12 protein-coding genes and 2 riboswitches are annotated in these 17,350 nt (G+C 66.1%); of the genes, 2 read left to right on the forward strand and 10 right to left on the reverse strand.

All coding sequences use genetic code 11. The features are described from left to right. Positions 1-32: 32 nt before the first annotated feature. The 10 genes from OHQ90_RS38415 to OHQ90_RS38460 all read right to left on the reverse strand — a co-directional run bounded on the left by OHQ90_RS38415 (position 33) and on the right by OHQ90_RS38460 (position 15,276). The gene (locus OHQ90_RS38415; RefSeq protein WP_328406180.1) at positions 33-1,400 is read right to left on the reverse strand and encodes an L-serine ammonia-lyase; all 1,368 of its coding nucleotides are present in this window, start codon (positions 1,398-1,400) and stop codon (positions 33-35) included. After that, positions 1,397-2,731 (reverse strand): serine hydroxymethyltransferase, encoded by a 1,335-nt coding sequence (gene glyA, locus OHQ90_RS38420; protein ID WP_328406182.1) that lies wholly within the window; start codon positions 2,729-2,731, stop codon positions 1,397-1,399. Before glyA ends, OHQ90_RS38415 begins: the two co-directional genes overlap by 4 nt. A 35-nt stretch (positions 2,732-2,766) precedes the next feature. Beyond that, positions 2,767-2,868, reverse strand: a riboswitch (glycine riboswitch). Then, positions 2,869-2,962: riboswitch (glycine riboswitch) on the reverse strand. A 193-nt stretch (positions 2,963-3,155) separates the two neighbouring features. Further along, positions 3,156-3,941 carry an IclR family transcriptional regulator gene (locus tag OHQ90_RS38425; protein WP_328406184.1) on the reverse strand — a complete coding sequence of 262 codons (786 nt, stop codon included), beginning with the start codon at positions 3,939-3,941 and terminating at the stop codon, positions 3,156-3,158. Positions 3,942-3,954: 13 nt separating this feature from the next. Beyond that, a complete protein-coding gene (locus OHQ90_RS38430) occupies positions 3,955-5,766 on the reverse strand; it encodes a putative nucleotidyltransferase substrate binding domain-containing protein (RefSeq protein WP_328413414.1) in 1,812 nt (603 codons plus the stop codon). A 64-nt stretch (positions 5,767-5,830) separates the two neighbouring features. Then, positions 5,831-7,387, reverse strand: coding sequence for a GMC family oxidoreductase (locus OHQ90_RS38435; protein ID WP_328406186.1), 1,557 nt, complete (start codon positions 7,385-7,387; stop codon positions 5,831-5,833). Further along, entirely contained in the window at positions 7,380-8,918 is a 1,539-nt protein-coding gene (locus tag OHQ90_RS38440; RefSeq protein WP_328406188.1) for an APC family permease, read from the reverse strand. The genes OHQ90_RS38435 and OHQ90_RS38440 overlap by 8 nt, the downstream gene beginning before the upstream one ends. 62 nt (positions 8,919-8,980) lie before the next feature. Further along, complete coding sequence (locus OHQ90_RS38445; protein ID WP_328406190.1) at positions 8,981-10,462, reverse strand: aldehyde dehydrogenase family protein; 1,482 nt, start codon at positions 10,460-10,462, stop codon at positions 8,981-8,983. A gap of 6 nt (positions 10,463-10,468) precedes the next feature. Beyond that, positions 10,469-11,605, reverse strand: coding sequence for an aromatic ring-hydroxylating oxygenase subunit alpha (locus tag OHQ90_RS38450; RefSeq protein WP_328413416.1), 1,137 nt, complete (start codon positions 11,603-11,605; stop codon positions 10,469-10,471). Positions 11,606-11,654: 49 nt separating this feature from the next. Next, the gene (gene solA, locus OHQ90_RS38455) at positions 11,655-12,818 is read right to left on the reverse strand and encodes an N-methyl-L-tryptophan oxidase (RefSeq protein WP_328406192.1); all 1,164 of its coding nucleotides are present in this window, start codon (positions 12,816-12,818) and stop codon (positions 11,655-11,657) included. A gap of 4 nt (positions 12,819-12,822) precedes the next feature. After that, positions 12,823-15,276: a GcvT family protein gene (locus tag OHQ90_RS38460; RefSeq protein ID WP_328406194.1), complete on the reverse strand. Its 2,454-nt coding sequence runs from the start codon at positions 15,274-15,276 to the stop codon at positions 12,823-12,825. Between the two features lie 193 nt (positions 15,277-15,469). On the opposite strand from OHQ90_RS38460, the gene OHQ90_RS38465 reads away from it, so the two are divergent. Both OHQ90_RS38465 and OHQ90_RS38470 read left to right on the forward strand, forming a co-directional pair. Continuing rightward, complete coding sequence (locus OHQ90_RS38465; RefSeq protein ID WP_328406196.1) at positions 15,470-15,820, forward strand: bifunctional 3-phenylpropionate/cinnamic acid dioxygenase ferredoxin subunit; 351 nt, start codon at positions 15,470-15,472, stop codon at positions 15,818-15,820. 358 nt (positions 15,821-16,178) lie between these two features. Continuing rightward, positions 16,179-17,348, forward strand: a complete 1,170-nt coding sequence (locus tag OHQ90_RS38470; protein ID WP_328406198.1) for an NAD(P)/FAD-dependent oxidoreductase — start codon at positions 16,179-16,181, stop codon at positions 17,346-17,348. The last annotated feature ends 2 nt before the right edge of the window (positions 17,349-17,350 follow it).

Raw genomic sequence — 17,350 nt, forward strand, 5'->3', positions numbered from 1 at the left:
ACCTGCGCTCGGGCGAGGCATCGCCCGGCCGCTCAACAGTCGACGACCGCGACCGCGAGGCCGCCGAGCGAGGTCTCCTTGTATTTGTCCAGCATATCCGCGCCCGTCGCGCGCATCGTCTGGATGACCTTATCGAGTGACACATGGTGGACGCCGTCGCCGCGAATCGCCATGCGGGCCGCGGTGATCGCCTTGACCGCCGCGACACCGTTGCGTTCGATGCACGGAATCTGCACGAGTCCGCCGATCGGATCGCAGGTGAGACCGAGGTTGTGTTCGATGCCGATCTCGGCGGCATTCTCGATCTGTTCGGGTGTGCCGCCGAGTACGGCGGTGAGTCCGGCTGCCGCCATCGCGCAGGCCGAGCCGACCTCGCCCTGGCACCCGACCTCCGCGCCGGAGATCGAGGCGTTCTCCTTGATCAGCTGCCCGATCGCACCCGCGGTCAACAGGAAATCGATCACGCTGTCGTCATTCGGGCCGGTGACGAACTGCTGAACATAATGCAGCACAGCGGGAATGATGCCCGCGGCGCCGTTCGTCGGCGCGGTGACGACCCGACCGCCCGCGGCGTTCTCCTCGTTGACGGCCATGGCGTACAGCGTGACCCACTCCATCGCTCGTAGCGGGTCGGTGTCGTCGGCTTCGACGGTCAATCGTTCGTGCAGCGCTGCCGCACGCCGCCGAACGGCGAGTGCGCCCGGCAGCACACCCGCCGTCGACGTCCCCCGCTGGACGCAGTCCTGCATGACCTTCCAGATCTCGAGCAGGTCGGTCCGGATCCGATCCGGACTGCGCCAGGTCATTTCGTTGGCCAGCATCAGCTCACTGATGGACAGCCCGGTAGCGGCGGTGCGGGCAAGCAGCTCCGCGGCCGAGGCGAACGGGTGCCCGACCGTGGTCCTCGTCTCGGCAGGCCGGTCGATCTCGGTTTCGTCCAAAACGAATCCGCCGCCGACGGAATAGAAGCGACGCTCGACGAGCACCTGACCTTTGGCATCGACGGCGCGGAACATCATGCCGTTGCTGTGGAAGACCGGTCGGATTCGCCAGAGCAGTTCGATGTCCTCGTCGACGGCGAAGCCGATCGGATGCACCCCACCGAGCCGCAGCGTGCCGGTGTCACGCGCCTCGGACGTGGTGGCGGCCACCACCTCCGGATCGACGGTCTCCGGCCGTTCGCCGGACAACCCGGCGACAATCGCCTCGATGCTGCCGTGCCCGCGCCCGGTCGCGCCGAGCGATCCGTAGAGCTCAACCCGAACACCGGTCGTATTGTGCAGCTGCCCATCGGTTTTGAGCTGCTCGATGAACCGGGCGGCCGCGCGCATCGGCCCGACCGTGTGCGAGCTCGACGGCCCGATGCCGACCCGGAACAGGTCGAAAATGCTGACCGTCATGCCCGTTCACGCAGACCGGGATACAGCGGGAACCGATCGACCAGCGCACCGACCCGCTCGCCCAACTCCTCGACCGGCTGCGCCGCGCGCAGCGCCGCGGCAATGATGTCGGCGACCTCGGTGAATGCCGCGGTGTCGAAGCCACGTGCGGCCAGTGCCGGTGTGCCGATCCGCAGACCGGAGCTCACCATCGGCGGTCGCGGGTCGAACGGAACGGCGTTGCGGTTCACGGTGATTCCGATCTCGGCGAGCCGATCCTCTGCCTGCTGGCCGTCGAGCTCGGAGTCGCGTAGGTCTACGAGCACCAGGTGCACGTCGGTACCGCCGCTGACCACGCTGATCCCCGCCGCCCGGCAGTCCACGGCGAGCAGTCGCTCGGCGAGGATCCGCGCACCCGCGAGCGTGCGTTGCTGGCGATCACGGAACGCCGCTTCACCCGCCATCTTGAAGGCGACGGCCTTGGCCGCTATCACATGCTCCAGCGGCCCGCCCTGCTGTCCGGGGAAGACCGCCGAAGCCAGCTTCTTGCCCAATTCCTCGACGGCGAGGATGAATCCACCGCGTGGCCCGCCGAGGGTCTTGTGGGTGGTGGAGGTGACGATGTGCGCGTGCGGCACGGGCGAGGGATGCAGCCCCGCCGCGACCAGACCGGCGAAGTGCGCCATGTCCACCATCAGGTATGCGCCGACTTCGTCTGCGATGCGCCGGAATTCGGCGAAGTCGAGGTGCCGCGGATAGGCCGACCAGCCTGCCACGATCAGTTTCGGCCGATGCTCATGCGCGAGCCGTCGCACCTCGTCCATATCGACGAGATGGTCCTCGGCCCGAACATGATAGGCCGCAACGTCATAGAGCCGACCGGAGAAATTGATCTTCATGCCATGGGTGAGGTGTCCACCATGATCCAGCGCAAGCCCGAGGATGCCGTCTCCGGGTCGCAACACCGCATGCATCGCCGCGGCGTTGGCCTGAGCTCCCGAGTGCGGCTGGACGTTGACGTATTCCGCGCCGAACAAAGCGCGTAACCGGTCGATCGCGAGTGATTCGATCTCATCGACATGCTCGCACCCGCCGTAATAGCGGCGGCCGGGATAGCCCTCGGCGTATTTGTTGGTGAGCACCGAACCCTGCGCCTGCATCACTGCCAGCGGCGCGTGGTTTTCGGAGGCGATCATTTCCAGACCGCGTTGCTGCCTGTCGATTTCGCGGTCGATAAAATGTGCGACGAGCGGATCGAATTCGCGCAGCGACGCGTCGAGCTCGGTTCGGACGGCGGTGTTGCTGTTTCCAGCGACCTGCAAGCGGTCGCCAGCGGTGACAGGTTCGGCCATGAGGAGCCTTTCGTCGACGCATGCGCGTAGGTGGCTCCTCCCGCTCTGTCCAATGGCCTGAGAGTTTCACGCACTGTGTTGGGACACTGCGCGTTTGCCCCGTCGGCGAGTGCGTGCGCACTGCTTTCCAGAGTTGCCTGTGCGCAGCGGTACTGGGCCTGAGAGATTCCCGGGAGGATTTGCTCCTTCGGCTCCCCACGAAAACCCGTGGAGATCTCCCGCTACGCGTCGAACGGCGATTATTCGATTGCACATCGAGCAACTAGTTTCGTAATACGCAACTGGTGCTCCATACGCAACTAAGTATTGGGCCGCCCCCACCCCTTGTCAACAGGAGCACCGATACCGATCGCCCCTCCTCGCGATTCGCCCCGCGTACGACGACCGCAGCGGGCACAGATCGCGAGAGCGGGTACGGATGTGGTCAGCCGAGGTACCCCAGACGGCGGCCGATGTCCGCGGCACTCGCGATGGTCAGCTCGGCGGCGCGGGCGAAACGTTCCGGAGCAAGGCGGTAGGCGGGACCCGAAACACTCAGTGCCGCAACGATTGCACCGTTGCTGTCGTAAACGGGCGCGGCGACAGCGTTCAGCCCGATCTCCAGTTCCTCGCGCACGCTCGCCCAGCCATTGTTCCTGACCTCGACGAGCTCGGCGGCCAGGTCGGCGACCTTGGTGAGAGTGTTGTCGGTGAACGCCTCGAGCTTGGCGCCGACCCGCTTACGCATCTCGCTCGGCTCGAGACCCGCGAGCAGCACCTTGCCACTGGAGGTGGCGTGCGCCGGGCAGCTCTGCCCCACCCAGGACCGCAGCGCGATCGAGCCGGGTCCCATCGCCTCGACGATATTGATGATCCGATTGCCGTCCAGGACAGCGAGATTAGTCGTCTCACCCGAGGCGATCGCGAGCTCGTTGCACGCGCCCTGGCTCTGCCCGACGAGGTCGACCTGCGCACTGGTGGATCCGGCGAGCCGGACGATGGAGAAGCCGAGCCGATACTTGCCGCGCTCCGAGAGCTGTTCGACGTATCCGCGCGATTCCAGCACGGCGACAAGCCGCGAGACGGTAGATTTGTGCACGCCGAGTTCCGCGGCGATCTCCGTGACGCCGGCCTGCCCCAGCTTGGCGATAATCTCCATGACCAGCAGCGCTCGGTCGACGGACTGCACCGCAGCCGTCCGCCCGTTGTCATCGCCGTCTCGAGTTGCCATCTCGAACGCCATTCTAAGTGGTCGTCGCTCCCAAGCTGCCGACACGTCGCTGCACCACGGCGATCTCCCGCAATGCATCGTTGAGCAGACTGCGATTCAATGGCGAAAGTTCCGACATCGTGATGATGTCGCCGGGACTGTGCCCGGCGGAGAGCTGCTCGACCTGATGGACCATCCGCATGCGCTGCAGCATGACGAAAACCTCGGTGAGGATGGTGGCATCGCGCTCGCTCAGCGCCCCCGCGCTCGCGGCGGCCGCCAACCGCACCGGCGTCGACGCCGTGGTCACGCCCGCCACCAGACCGCCCCATCGGGCGAGGTTGACGATCGGAGCCAGCGCGTGGCTCTTCAAATCGAATGTCCCGCCGCGCCGGGACAGCACATCCCGCAGCGAGCGCGCCCGCACTCGTCCCGACAATGCGTCGAGCAGCTGCAATCGCAGGGCGTTCGGGTGTTCGGCGCGCATGCTCCGGAAGGCCGCGGGCACCGTGTGCAGCGCTTCCTCGCCCCATACGACGCGCCCGTCGATGAGCAGCGAGGACAGGATCAGGCCCCGGTCTTGCAACGGATCCTCGAGCCAGCCCGCGGCCGCCGATGCCCACTGCGAGCGGGAACGGGAAAACTTCGGCCTCGCGGCGATCGCGCCATTGCTGTCCGCAGGCAAGCCGCAGGCATCGAGGATGGCGTGCACTCGCGCGGCGACGGCGCGCAGTTCCACACTGGCCGAAGACAATTCGTCGGCCCACGACAGCGCGCTGTCGACATCCGACGACGGCATCGCCTCGCGGCGGGCGATACTGCCGAGGGTCAGCCAGGCGAATCCGCCGCCGGTGACTGATTGCAGGTCGCCGGAAAGGGTCGGCCCCGGCGCGTCGCCGATCTCGGCGAGTGCCAGCTCGAGCGCCTTGCGGACCACGGAGTCGATGACGACCGACAAGATGCCGCTGGTCGCCGATGCCTTGGTGCCATTGCGGAACAGGTCGACCACGGTGCCGGTGATCTCGCGGGCGGCGCGCTGCAACTGCGTCGCGTCCGCGGCCGCGGCGATCGAACGGCGCAGCACGAAACTCTGCCGGGCCGAGGCCGCGAGCAGGTCGGCGTCCTCGAGCACGCCGAGCACCGCACCGCGCCGCGACAGCACCGGCATATGCCGCAGACCGCATTCGAGCATCTCCATCAGCACGGTTTCGGCGGTCAGGTCGGCGGTCACCCGGCGGGCCGGAGCACTCATCACCCGGGAGATCGGCACCTCGACCGACAACCCGGCCGCGACCACCCTGGTTCGCAGATCGCGATCGGTGAAGATGCCGAATTCACCCTGCGGCAATCGGATCAGCACATAGGAGACACGCTGTTCGGTCATTCGCACGACGGCATCGCGCACACTGGTCTCCGGCGCGACGAAAACGGCCGCACCGGAGACGAGTTCGCCGACCGGTCGGCTGCCGAGCACCGGCGCCATCGGAGTTCGATCGCCGGACGCCGTCTTCCAGGCCGAGGAAGCGAGGAACGCCAAGCCGTCGGGTTGGGCGAACTGAGCCCGCACCAAGGCTCCGGGCAACCGAATCAGCAGGCTCGACTCGACCGCCCGCGCCACGAAGTCGGCGCTGCCGCCCGTCAGCAGCGGAACGTAGCCGAAGATGCCGCCGGGCTCGACGGCATCGATCGGTGCGCCGTCGCCGCTGCCCTGCAGGGTGACACGGCCGGTCCACAGCATCCAGATGTCGTCGGGCACCTGGGCCGAATAGTCCATGATCACCGCGCCCGCGGCGAACGCGTGCAGCGAAGAAGCCGCCGCGAGCTGGTCGAGCTCGGGCGGCGTCATCGATTGGAACGGCGCGTGATCGGCGAGAAATGCCGCTAGCTCACCCTCCTTCGGCACCTCGCACTCAGGTTTTCCGTAGGAGGTCCGCGCATTTCTCTGCCATGGTCATGACAGTAATGTTGGGGTTCACCGCGGGCAATTTCGGCATCGCGGAGGCGTCGACGACCCGTAATCGGGACACGCCCTTCACCCGCAGTTCCGGATCGAGCACCGCCATCGGATCGTCGGCTGCCCCCATCCGCGCGGTGGCCGCCGGGTGGTAGACGGTGTTGTGCGTGGCGCGGATGTAGTCGAGCAGTTCGTCGTCGGTCGTGGCGTCCGGGCCCGGTGCGAGTTCCCTGGCGATCCAGTTCCGCAGCGGTGTCTGCTCGGCGATCTTGCGGGCCAGCCGGACGCCGGCGAGCATGGTGCGTTCGTCGTGTCCTTCCGGATCGGTGAAGTACCTCGGGTCGACCTTGGGGCGGTCCCGGAAGTCGCGGCTGCGCAGCCGGACCGTGCCGCGGGAACGGCCCTGCGTGACATTGGGTGTCAAGCAGAAACCGTTGTCGGTGGTCGGGTAGCCCTTGCGCAGGGTGTTCATGTCGAACGGCACGCTGCCGTAGTGCATCATCACGTCCGGCAGCCGCAAGGTCTCGTTGGTGGTGGCGAACAGTCCGATCTCCCACCATTGCGTCGAAGTGGTGACCATCGGCCGCGCGGCCTCCCAGAACACCAGGCCTTCGACATGGTCGTCCAGGTTCGAACCGACACCGGGAGCGTCGACCAGCACCGGAACACCGACTTCGCGCAGATGCTCGGCGGGCCCGATCCCGGACAGCATCAACAACTTCGGCGTATCGATGGCTCCAGCGGTGACAATCACCTCGCGCCGGGCCGACACCGTGTCGTACCCGGTGAGATCCGGGCGCTGATACCGCACACCGGTGGCGTTGCGGGCGTCGTCGAACAGGATCTCGCTGACCCAACACCCGGTGCGCACAAAGAGATTGGGTCGCGAGTCGAGCACCGGGTGTAGGTAGGCGTGCGAAGACGACATCCTGATGTTGTCCTCGTCGGAATTGATCTGGAACCAGCCCGCGCCATTGCGCACCGTTGTGCCGCGGTTGAATTCGACCGTCGGCAAGCCGACCAGCGCGGCGGCTTCGAGCACCGCCGCACCGCACGGGTCGACGGGTGGGACGTCGCGCAACCGGACCGGACCGCTGCGGCCGTGCTCCTGGCCCGGCGCGTCATTGTTCTCCACCCGCGCGACATAGGGCAGCACTTCGGCCGCGCTCCAGCCCTTCGCGCCCATCGCGGCCCATTCGTCCAGGCCCTCGGCCGGCGGCCAGAACGCGATACACGAGTTGTGCGAGGAACATCCGCCGAGCACCTTCGCTCTTGCGTGGCGCAGAAAGCTGTTGCCACGCTCCTGCGGTTCGACCGGATAGTCCCAGTCGTACCCGGAATCGAGCAGATACATCCACTCCGAGAGCTCGAGGATATTCCGGTCGCCGACGTCGGAGGGTCCCGCCTCCAGCAGGCACACCGACACGTCCGGATCTTCGCTGAGCCGGGCGGCCAGTACACATCCCGCGGTGCCGCCGCCCGCGATCACATAGTCGAATACGTTGTCAGACATCGGAATCCGCCTTCGTCACCACTGCCGCATGGGAGGCGAGGGTCCCGATGCTCTTGCGGCCCTTCGCCCAGTACCAGAGCAGCCCGGCGCCGAGAATCGCACCGATGTAGACGAACGCACCCCAGGTGTTGTACCAGGGTGTGCCGTACACCGCCTCGCGCGGCCAGGCCAGGTTCACCGCCATCCCGATGCCCCACACAACGGCGACGATATTGACGATCAGGCCCCATCGGCCCATCGAAAAGTAGCCGCCGGCCTGCAGATCCTTCGGCGGCCACTGCCCCTGCAGCCGCTTCTTCAGCATCGGCCCCGTCACCATCAGGTAGGCCAGGTAGATCATGATGATGGCGATCGAGGTCAGCACCGTGAAGATCTTCGGCTGGCCGATATTGATCACCAGGATCAGCGCGGCGAGCACGCCGATCAGCACGGCGGGCACCACCGGGGTCTGGGTCTTCGGGTGCACACGGGCGAGCTTCTCGCCGAAGGGCAGCGCGTTGTCGCGAGCCATGGCGAAGGTCAACCGGATAGCGGCGGTGTGCACGGCCAGCGAACACACCGTCACCGCGACCACGATGCAACACAGGAAGATGGTGCCGAGCGGGCCCCACATCACCTGTTCGACGATGTACTGCAGGCCGCCACTGGAGCTGCCGATCTGCGGGTCGTCGAGATCGGGAGCCGCCATCACCGCGAAAACCAGGATCGCGCCGCCGATCACGAACGAGGCGAGAACCGCGCGCAGGATGGCCTTCGGCGCGGTGCGCCGCGGCTCCACCGTCTCCTCACCGAGCGAGCTCGCGGTGTCGAAGCCGTACATCACATAGCCGGAGGCGAGCGAGGCAATCAGGAACGCACCCAGGTAACCGCCCGACTCCCCGGCACCGTAGCCGTGCGTGGAGAAGAACACCTGCGGGCCACGAGTCCAGTTGGCCGCCAAAATGATGGCGATCAATACGGCCGCGATGAGTTCGATGAACACGCCCGCGCTGTTGATCATGGACATGAGCCGGACGCCGAGCGCGTTGACGGCGGTGGTGAACACGATCATTATCGTGCCGAGCACCACGGCATTGGTGGCGTAGTCGTATTGACCGCTGCCGTCACCGATCAGCTGGAAGCCGCTCCACAATCGTGGCAAGTTCAACTGAAGGGCGAGCACCACCGCGGACAGTGTCACGATCGACGCGGTCAGCATCAGCCAACCCGAGGACCACCCGACGATTCTGCTGCCGAGCGCCTTGGACCAGTTGTACACCGAGCCCGCGACCGGATACTTCGCGGCCAGCTCCATGAAACACAGTGCGACGGCGAGCTGACCGACGAAAACCAAAGGCCACGACCATAGATAGGCGGGACCTGCGGTGCCGAATCCGAAATAGAACAGCTGGAATGTACCGGTGAGAATCGAAATGTAGCTGACGCCTGCCGCGAAGCTGGCGAATTTTCCGATACTCCGGTCGAGGGATTCCTTGTAGCCGAAATCCTCCATCCCATTGTCATCGGACACACTGTGTTCCTTGACTACCATTGCTACCGTGCCTTTCGCGGTGCTGGCCGGTACGGGCTGTCCGGCCGAGATCGAAACTTGGATCAGACGCCCTTGAACCACTCCGCCGGCTTCGGTGCCGTGTTGTGCCAAATGTGTTTGATTTCCTGATATTCGGCCAATCCGGTCGGGCCGAGTTCGCGTCCATTGCCGGACTTCTTGAACCCGCCCCATTCCGCGGCCGCCGTGTAATAGCCGAAGTCGTTGAGCCAGACCGTGCCGTGCCGCAGCGCGCGCACCATGCGCTCGCCGCGCGCCGGGTCGGCGGTGCGCACACCGCCCGCGAGGCCGTACTCGGTGTCGTTGCCGAGCCGAATCGCCTCGGCCTCGGTGCTGAAGCGCTCGACGGTAAGGATCGGGCCGAACGTCTCCTCTTGGACGATCCGCATCGATCGGTCACAGTTGTCGAAGATGGTCGGCAGAAAGAAGCTGCCTGCGGCCAGCGCCGGGTCGCTGGGCCCGACGCCGCCGGTCACCAGTTTCGCGCCCTCGGAAATGCCCAGCTCGACGTAGGCTTCCACCTTTGCTCGATGCTGTTCGGAGACCAGGGGGCCGGTCTCGCTGGCCGGATCGAGGCCGTCGCCGACCCGAATCCGCTCGGCCCTGCGGGCCAGTTCGGCGACGAAGTCGTCGGCGATGGATTCCTCGATGATGAGCCGCGTGCCCGCCGAGCAGACCTGGCCGGAATGCAGGAACACCCCGGTCAGCACCTGGTCGACCGAGCTCTCCCAGTCGGCGTCGGCGAACACGATGTGCGGGTTCTTGCCGCCGAGTTCCACCGCGACCTTCGTGACGTGTTGGGCAGCGACCTCGGAGATCGTCCGCCCCGTCGCGAGGCCACCGGTGAACGAGATGAAATCGACGTCCGCGTTATCGGTCAGTGCCGCGCCGAGCACCGCGCCGCTGCCCTGCACCAGGTTCAGCACCCCCGGCGGCACGCCGGCCTCCTCGGCCAGGCGGGCGAAGGCGATGGTGCTGAGCGGGGTCACCTCGCTGGGTTTGGCGACCATCGTGCAGCCGGCGGCCAGCGCGGGCGCGATCTTCCACGACATCTGCAGCAGCGGATAGTTCCATGGCGCGATCAGCACACACACGCCGATCGGCTCGCGAACCACGCGGCTGATCACTGTCGGATCGCCGACGTCGATCAGCCGGTCGGCCTGGATCTCGACCAGTCCCGCGTAATAGCGGAACACCGAAATCACATCGTCGATGTCGATCCGGCTTTCCACCAGCGTCTTGCCGGTGTCGACGGTCTCGAGGCGGGCCAGCTGCTCCTTATCGCGTTCGAGCAGATCCGCGATCCGCAGCAGCAGCGCCGCGCGTTCGGTGACCGGTGTGGCGACCCAAGCCCCGTCATCGAAGGCGGCGCGCGCAGCCGCCACCGCTCTGCGTGCGTCCTCGGGTGTGGCCTCGTCCACCTCGGCCACCACCGAGCCGTCGGCCGGGTTGACGATCTGCCTGGTGCCGCCATCGGAGGCACGCGTCCACGCGCCGTCGATGAGCAGGTCCGGTTCACCGTTCATGTCATGTCACCTCATATCGCCGATGCGGGCGAGCAACCACTCGTGGAATTCCGCAATGTGGTGCTCGGCGGGAACGAGCACACCGCCGTCCCGGTAGGCACGCGAGGACATCGTGGGCTGGGTTCGCTCACACGCCGCGAAATCCTGTTCATTGACGCGATGGAACAGCTCGACCGAGCGCGACACATCGCGACCTGCGGCAACAACGTCACCGGTGTAGAGCCAGTCGCATTCGACGAGGGTCCGGTCCGCGGCCAGCGGATACATCCTATGGAAGATGATGTGATCCGGGACCAAGTTGACGAAGACAGTCGGTCGGATCGTGATCGCGTAATACCTGCGGTCCTGCTCCGCACTGACCCCGGGCAGGCGGTCGAACCCGGCCGAACCGTCGACGGTGAACCCCTCGACCTCCGGACCGAACTCGGCGCCGTGGCCGACGAAGACCTGAGCGGCCAGGCCGTCGGCGAACTCGGGCAGCACCTCGGTGAGCTCGGGGTGGATGGTCGCGCAGTGGTAGCACTCCATGAAGTTCTCGACGATGAGCTTCCAATTCGCGGCGACGTCGTAGACCACGCGCCGGCCGACCTCCAGGGTGTCGATGTCGTAGGCATCGATCGCGGTCGCGGTGCCGAGCCGTTCGGTGACCGCACCGATCACGTCGGTCTCGAACGACGGCGGCTCGTCGGCCAAACAGACCCAGGCGTAACCGAGCCATTCCCGCAGCGCGACCGGCACCAGGCCGTAGGCGACCCGGTCGATGTCTTCGCCCGCGGCGTCCTTGAGTGCGGCCATATTGGGTGCGGCGACGAGCTTGCCGTCCAGCCCGTAGGTCCAAGCGTGGTACGGGCAGCGCAGGTTGCGGCGCACCTGCCCCTCGTCCTCGGTGCACAGCATCGCGCCGCGGTGGCGGCAGATATTGAGGAAGGCGCGCAGCGCACCGTCGCGGCCGCGCACCATCAGCACGCTCTCCCTGCCGACCTGGACTTTCTTGAATTGGCCGGGATCGGCGAGGTCGGCGGATCGGACCGCGCAGAACCACATCTTTTCGAAGAGGTGTTCCTGCTCGGCCGCGAAGATCGAATCATCGACGTACCACTTGCCGCCGAGGGTCGGGATCAGCGCCGGGGTCTGCACCGGCATATCCGCGGTAGGCCCACCCGTCTCCCGACCGCCACCCTCCAAGGAATCGCTACGCGATGCTGTTGTCATAGGTCACCAACCTTTGCGGGTCGAAAAGTGTGATGGGGTGTGCGGTTTTCGCATCGATAGCCAGGTCGGCGAGGATCTCACCGACCACCGGGACGAACTTGAAGCCGTGGCCGGAGAAACCGCACGCGACGGTCACGCGCGCGGTGTCGGGATGGCGCGCGATCACGAAGTGCTGGTCGGGGGTGTTGGAGTACATGCAGGTCGCGGTGTGCACGCAGGGACCGTCCAGTGCGGGAATCAGGTCGGCGACACGGTCGCGCATCTCCGCGATCTCGTGCGGATGCACGACGCGGTCGATGGTGTCTGGTGTGCACTCGATGCCCTTGCGGAAGAATGCCGTCTTCACCCCGCCCGCGGGTCCGTCGATGGCGGGAAACCCGTAGATCTGCTGACCGGAGCTGTTCTCGCTGATATAGATCGGCTGGTCTTCGAAGGCGGCGGTCCCGCCGATCGGGTCGAGCCAGTACAGCACTTGCCGTTCGATGGTGATCGGGATGCCGAACTGCGCCAGCAGTTCCGGAGCCCAGGCGCCGGGACAGATGACGAGCTGGTCGGCGCGGTAGGTGGCCCGCGCGGTCGTCACCGTGACGCCGGAGCCGGTCTCCGCCCAGCCGAGCACCTCCTCACCGAACGAGAGCGTCGCTCCCGCGCGCAGCGCGAGATCAATGTGCGCCTGTACCGTCAGCTCCGGGCGCGCGAATCCGGCCTTGTCCTCGTAGACCGCGATATCGCCGGAGTCCGGGGTGAAATTCGGGTATCTGCGCCGAATCTCGGCAGCGTCGAGCACTTCGTGCGGCAGCGACCATTCGCGGCTCGCGCGCAAGCTGCCCGCCACCGTCAGGCAGTCGGGTGGGCCGAGGAACAGGCCGCCGGTCAGGCGGAAGACCTCGCGCTCGCTGTCGGCGGCGAGCTGCTCCCACAGTTCGTACGAACGCAGCAGCAGCGGCACGTACGCGGGATCCTCGAAGTAGGACTGCCGGATGATCCTGGAGCCGCCGTGGCTCGAGCCCTTGTTGTGCGCGGGTGTGAACTTCTCCAGCCCGAGCACCCGCTGCCCGCGGGCGGCGAGGTGATAGGCGGCGGCGCTGCCCATCCCGCCGAGTCCGATAACGATGACGTCGTAACCGTCTGTCGTAGTCGCCATTTCGCTACCTCCTGATCCGGGACATTTCGGGGTCGACCACCGGCTCGGGGTGCACGACGGCGGTGTAGCGGGTGCCGAGATACTCGACCTCGACCACGGTGCCGGGGCCGAGGGCCGCGGGCAGCCACACGTAGGCGATGCTGCGGCCGATCGTGGCGGAATAGGCCGCGCTGGTGATGTAGCCCGCGCATGCGCCGCGCACATAGACCGGCTCTTTGCCGAGCACGACCATCGTGGGACTGTCGAATACGATGCTGCGCAGGATCTTCGCCGGTGGGTCCGCCTTCTCGAGGGCGGCTTTGCCGACGAAATCGGGCTTGTTCATACGCACCGCGAAATCGACCCCCGCGGCGGCGGGCAGATGTTCGGTGGTCATATCGGTTCCCCAACCGCGGTAGCCCTTTTCGATGCGCAGGCTGTTGAACGCGATCCGGCCTGCCGCGATCACGTCGTATGCCTGCCCGGCCGACCACAGCAGATCCCAGAGGGCCCTTCCGTATTCGGCGGTGGTGTAGATCTCCCAGCCGAGCTCGCCGACGTAGGAGACGCGCATCATCGTGACGGGTATGGCGCCGAGATAGGTCTGCAACGCACGGAAGTACTTGAAGGCCTGATGGGAGAGATCGTCGGAGCACAAGGGCTGCACCAGATCTCGCGCTTCCGGACCCCACAATCCGATACAACAGGTGCCACCGGTGATGTCACGAAGCGTCACCGACCCGTCGGCGGGCAGATTGCGCGTGAACCAGTCGAAATCGAGCGGTCCGTTCGCGCCGACCTGGAATTGCTGCGGCGCGAGCCTGGCCACCGTGAGGTCGCTGCGGATGCCGCCGTTCTCGTCGAGCAGCAGCGTGTAGGTGACCGAGCCGACGCTCTTGTCCAGATTGTTCGTCGTGAGCCGCTGCAACAGTTCCAGCGCGCCGGGGCCCGCGATGTCGTAGCGGGTCAGCGGCGTCATGTCGTACATCGCCACCCGCTGCCTGGTCCAGTGGGCTTCCGCGATGGAGATCGGCGACCAGAAATTGCTCGACCACTCGTCACGCTCGGGGAAGGTCACGCCGTCGTCGCGAAGGCGCTGCACCAGTTTGGCATTGGCCTCGTACCAGGCGGGGCGCTCCCAGCTGCCGCCCTCGAAGAAGTAGGCGCCGAGTTGCAGTTGACGGGCATAGAACGGGCTGGTCCGCAGTCCGCGCAGCGCGGTTCGATGCTGGTGTGGATGGATGATGTCGTACACCTCGACGAACGCCTGTGAACTCGTCTCCATGATGAAGCGGTCGCTGCGGGCCACCTCCTCGAAGCGGTACAGGTCGCACTCGTGCACGTCGGTCTGCGGTGCGCCTTCGATGATCCACTCGGCCATCGCCTTGGCCACGCCCGCGGAGTGGGTGACCCACACGGCCTCGGCGACCCAGAAACCGGCCAGTTCCCGATGCTCGCCCATGATCGAGAAGCCGTCGGGGGTGAAGGAGAAGATCCCGTTGAAACCCTCCTCTACCTTCGAATCACCCAGCGCGGGAAGCAGTTCCATGGATTCGTGCCATGCCGGCGCGAAGTCCTCGTCGGTGAACGACAGCATGGAAGGCATCGCCGTGCCCGCCGTCACGGCAGTCAGCGTGGACATGTCCACCGGCATGGGCTTGTGCCCGTAGTAGCCGATGCCGATCCGATCCACGTGCTCACGGAAGTAGAGGTCCTGGTCCTGATGCCGCAGGATCGGCAGACTCGCCTCACCGTGTTCGGTGTTGCGGCCCTCGAGTGCGCCGATCCGACCGGTCTTGGCGTATTGGTGCGCCATCGGAACCAGCGGCACCACGAGGCCGACCTGTCGGGCCACTTCGGCGCCCCAGAATCCGGCCGCGCAGATGACAATGTCGGCTTCGATGACACCGTCGGCGGTTTCCACCCCGGCCACCCGGCCGCCACGTGCCACGATGCCGAGTACTTCCTGGTGCGGTCGGAATACCGCGCCGCGGGCTGTCGCGAGTCGCGCCTGCGCCTCCGCGGCACGCAGCGCTTTCGCCAAACCGTCTGTCGGAGTGTGGAATCCGCCGATGATTCGGTCGACATCGAGCAGTGGATGCAGCGCGGCGCACTCGACAGGGTCGAGTAGGCGACCTTCGATTCCCCAGGACTGCGCCCAACCGGCTTTACGGTGTAGTTCCTGCCAGCGCTGTGGGGTGGTGGCCACTTCGAGTCCGCCGACCGGGTTGAACGCCCAGCCGTCCGGATGATCGAGCGCCAAAAACTTTTCGGTCGTGTATCGCGCAAACTCCGTCATTGTTTTGGACGAGTTCGTCTGGAACACCAATCCCGGCGCGTGTGAGGTGGATCCGCCGGTAACGAACAGCGGACCTTTCTCGAGCACCGTGACATCGGTCCAACCGCGTGAGGTTATTTCATCGGCGAGCGATGTCCCGACGATTCCGGCTCCGATGACGACAACTTTCGGGTGAGCCAAGGCATGCCTCCGATGTTGCTTACTGCGCAACGCAATCGCATTACGCAACAAATGGTCAACCCGATTCGGGCGTGTGTCAACCGCTGGAAACCAATCGTTCATAAATTGGCTTCGGGGTTGACGACGACCGCAAACCGGCCCACACTGTTGCGTACTGCGATCACTGTTGCGCTATCAGCAACTTGGAGGGCTCATGGAATCGACTGTGCAGCGACCGGCGACATCCACGACGGACCTGTTCGTCGCGCATCTGACAGACCTGCCGGTCGGCGAAGTCGCGACAGTGCAACCGGACGGCGACACCCCGATCGCCGTATTCCACACGGAGGACGGCTTTTTCGCGATCGATGACACCTGCACCCACCAGGACGCCTCACTGGCGGACGGCTGGGTGGAGAACTGCACGGTCGAATGCCCGCTGCACGAATCCTGCTTCGACCTACGCACCGGCGCGGTGTCCGGGCCACCGGCGAAGATCCCCGTCCGCACCTATGCGGTGCGCGTGGTCGACGGCGATGTCATGGTCGCCGCGGTGCCGTCATGAGCGAAACGGCCATGTCAGCGGGCGGTGCGTATGCCGGAGTCGAGCGTCGGCGACGAGGGGTCGTGGACGAGCGAAGCCGGCAAACCAGGCCACCACAGGAAGTGCGTACGGAGTCGAGCGTCGGCGACGAGGGGTCGTGGACGAGCGAAGCCGGCAAACCGGGCCACCACAGGAAGTGCACACGGAGTCGAGCGTCGGCGACGAGGGGTCGTCGACGAGCGAAGCCGACAAACCAGGCCACCACAGGAAGTGCGCACGAAGTCGAGCGCCAGCGAGGGGCAGTCGTGGACGAGCGAAGCCGACAAACCAGGCCACAGCGGGCAGTGCCTACGGAGTCGAGCGTCAATGAGGCGGACTCGTGAGCAGCGCGGGCTCGGTGGTGGTCGTCGGCGCGTCGCTGGCGGGGTTCTCCCTGGTGAACGCCCTGCGCGAGCACGGCCACGACGGCAGCATCACGGTCGTCGGCGACGAACCGCATCTGCCTTACGATCGGCCGCCGCTGTCCAAGGAGTTTCTCCGCGAGGATGTCGACCTGGCGTTGGGCGACGAATCCACGACCGGCGCACGCTGGCTGCTCGGGCGGCGCGCGGTCGGGATCGGCATGACCGCGGCCGGGCCCGGAGTCACGCTCGACGACGGCACCCGGCTCGCCGGAGACTCGCTCGTACTCGCCACCGGCGCACGCGCCCGAGCCCTTCCCGGCGTCGGGGCGCTGCGGGGCGTGCACACCTTGCGCACGGTCGACGACGCGCACGCGATCCGCCGTTCGCTGCGCGCCGCGCGCACGTTGACCGTTGTCGGCGCCGGTCTGATCGGCTCCGAAATCGCTTCCACCGCAGCCGCTATGGGCATTGCGGTCACCATTGTCGAGTTGTGCCACGATCCGCTCACCGCGGTATTCGGTCCACATATCGGACCATTGTGCGCATCCTTGCACAACGCGAACGGCGTCCGATTACTGACCGGTGTCGCTGTCGACCGATTCCTCGGCGACGAACACGTGAATGCGGTGCAATTGACCGATGGAACCGTACTGTCGGCCGATGCCGTGGTGATCGGAATCGGCGCCGTGCCCAACACCGAATGGGCCGCGGACTCGGATGTGCAGATCGACAATGGTTTCGTCACCGATTCGCAATGCCGTACTTCGATACCCGGCGTGTACGCCATCGGCGACTGCGCCCGCAGCTACGACGAAACATCCGGCGCTCATCACCGTTCCGAGCACTGGACCAATGCGACGGTTCAGGCGCGTATTGCGGCGGCGGCGATTCTCGGCGCACCGCAACGCCCTCCCGCCGCGCCGTATTTCTGGTCGCGGCAGTATGGACGAATGCTGCAGTTCGCGGGTGCTTGCCGACCGACCGACGAGGTCCGCTTCGTCGACGGCGACCCGTCGACCCGGTCGCTGACCGCCCTCTACGAGCGCGATGGCGCGCCGGTGGCGGTGTTCGCCATCGATAACCCTCGCCTGTTCACCAGATACCGCAAGCAGATCGAGCGGCTCACCCCGATCCCAACTCCGTAGGA

The organism is Nocardia sp. NBC_00403, from assembly GCF_036046055.1.
Taxonomy (GTDB): domain Bacteria; phylum Actinomycetota; class Actinomycetes; order Mycobacteriales; family Mycobacteriaceae; genus Nocardia.

Bases quoted from the DNA above. Each gene is read 5' to 3' on its own strand.
- OHQ90_RS38415 (WP_328406180.1), bottom strand. From the start codon at position 1,400: ATGACGGTCAGCATTTTCGACCTGTTCCGGGTCGGCATCGGGCCGTCG.
- glyA (WP_328406182.1), bottom strand. From the start codon at position 2,731: ATGGCCGAACCTGTCACCGCTGGCGACCGCTTGCAGGTCGCTGGAAAC.
- OHQ90_RS38425 (WP_328406184.1), bottom strand. From the start codon at position 3,941: ATGGCAACTCGAGACGGCGATGACAACGGGCGGACGGCTGCGGTGCAG.
- OHQ90_RS38430 (WP_328413414.1), bottom strand. From the start codon at position 5,766: ATGACGCCGCCCGAGCTCGACCAGCTCGCGGCGGCTTCTTCGCTGCAC.
- OHQ90_RS38435 (WP_328406186.1), bottom strand. From the start codon at position 7,387: ATGTCTGACAACGTATTCGACTATGTGATCGCGGGCGGCGGCACCGCG.
- OHQ90_RS38440 (WP_328406188.1), bottom strand. From the start codon at position 8,918: ATGGTAGTCAAGGAACACAGTGTGTCCGATGACAATGGGATGGAGGAT.
- OHQ90_RS38445 (WP_328406190.1), bottom strand. From the start codon at position 10,462: ATGAACGGTGAACCGGACCTGCTCATCGACGGCGCGTGGACGCGTGCC.
- OHQ90_RS38450 (WP_328413416.1), bottom strand. From the start codon at position 11,605: ATGCCGGTGCAGACCCCGGCGCTGATCCCGACCCTCGGCGGCAAGTGG.
- solA (WP_328406192.1), bottom strand. From the start codon at position 12,818: ATGGCGACTACGACAGACGGTTACGACGTCATCGTTATCGGACTCGGC.
- OHQ90_RS38465 (WP_328406196.1), top strand. From the start codon at position 15,470: ATGGAATCGACTGTGCAGCGACCGGCGACATCCACGACGGACCTGTTC.